The organism is Oleiphilus sp. HI0061, from assembly GCF_001635675.1.
Genome location: NZ_LWFE01000378.1, coordinates 1 through 966 on the forward strand (window position 1 = coordinate 1; position 966 = coordinate 966).

Here is a 966-nt window from a genome sequence, read left to right on the forward strand (position 1 = left end):
TACTAACGCTGCCATCGGAGGGGGTTTCAAAACTGGATACAGCCACTTCTTTGCCTAGCGCATCAGCATCTTTGCCTTCAATGCGTGCAAGGTTACCATTGACTGCAACCGTATAAGTGCCTCCAAGCGATTGGGTAATGGTGACAAAAGAGCCCTTGGGAACCATGATCTCAGTACCGGCGGGTACTAGCCGGGCTTCACATTCACGGTTGGTGACAACTACTTCTCTTTCCATATCTTAAGACTCTTCAGTAACTGAAAAACTTTCACCGCAGCCACATTCGCCTGTGACATTAGGGTTCTTAAATTGAAACATTGAATTCAGGCCGACCGTGATAAAGTCGATTTGGGTGCCGTTCAGCATGGGTAAGTCTTTGTTAGGCACAAATAGCTGCAGAGAGTCGGTAATATTAAAGACTCGGTCATCCGTTTCAGGTGCTTCGCAAAGATCGGTTTCATACATAAAACCGGAGCAACCACTGGTTTCAAGATATAGGCGCAAACCTTTCTTATCAGGTGCTTTTTCAAGCTGCTTGGATATATGTGAAATTGCTGATTCACTCAGAGTGATTTCAACTTTCGGATCAAATGTTGCCAGAGACATAATGGTACCTATTAATGCTGTATCAAGCGAACATGCGCTGAATTTTTTCTAGCGCAACAAATAGCTGCTCGACTTCTTGTTCGGTATTATAAAAAGCAAAGGATGCGCGAGCCGTACCGGGGATTGAAAGATGATCCATTAGCGGCATTGCGCAGTGGTGTCCGGTGCGGATGCCTATGCCTTGCTGGTCGAGCAAGGTGCCGATATCGCTAGGGTGTAATCCTTCAATCAGGAAGGACATCACGGGTACTTTGTTTTTTGCTGTGCCGATGATTCTTAGCCCGGGTATCGTTGCAGCTAATTCATGGGCACGTGCCAGTAATTTTTGTTCGTGAGTTTCGATCGCTTCTCTATCTAAAGAG

General features: G+C 46.0%; 2 protein-coding genes and 1 pseudogene. All 3 read right to left on the minus strand.

Features of this window, described 5'->3' with window-relative positions; translation table 11 throughout:
- Positions 1–235 (minus strand): annotated as a pseudogene (locus A3735_RS05175) (putative Fe-S cluster assembly protein SufT); the annotation flags it as partial.
- Positions 236–238: 3 nt separating this feature from the next.
- Complete coding sequence (locus A3735_RS05180; RefSeq protein ID WP_068513144.1) at positions 239–604, minus strand: iron-sulfur cluster assembly accessory protein; 366 nt, start codon at positions 602–604, stop codon at positions 239–241.
- A 22-nt stretch (positions 605–626) separates the two neighbouring features.
- Positions 627–966: aminotransferase class V-fold PLP-dependent enzyme (locus A3735_RS05185; protein ID WP_156499418.1), on the minus strand; the 340-nt coding region annotated here is incomplete at its 5' end.

What these genes read in the sequence shown, in the direction of transcription:
- A3735_RS05180 (WP_068513144.1), bottom strand. Translation starts at nt 604, where the DNA reads ATGTCTCTGGCAACATTTGATCCGAAAGTTGAAATCACTCTGAGTGAA.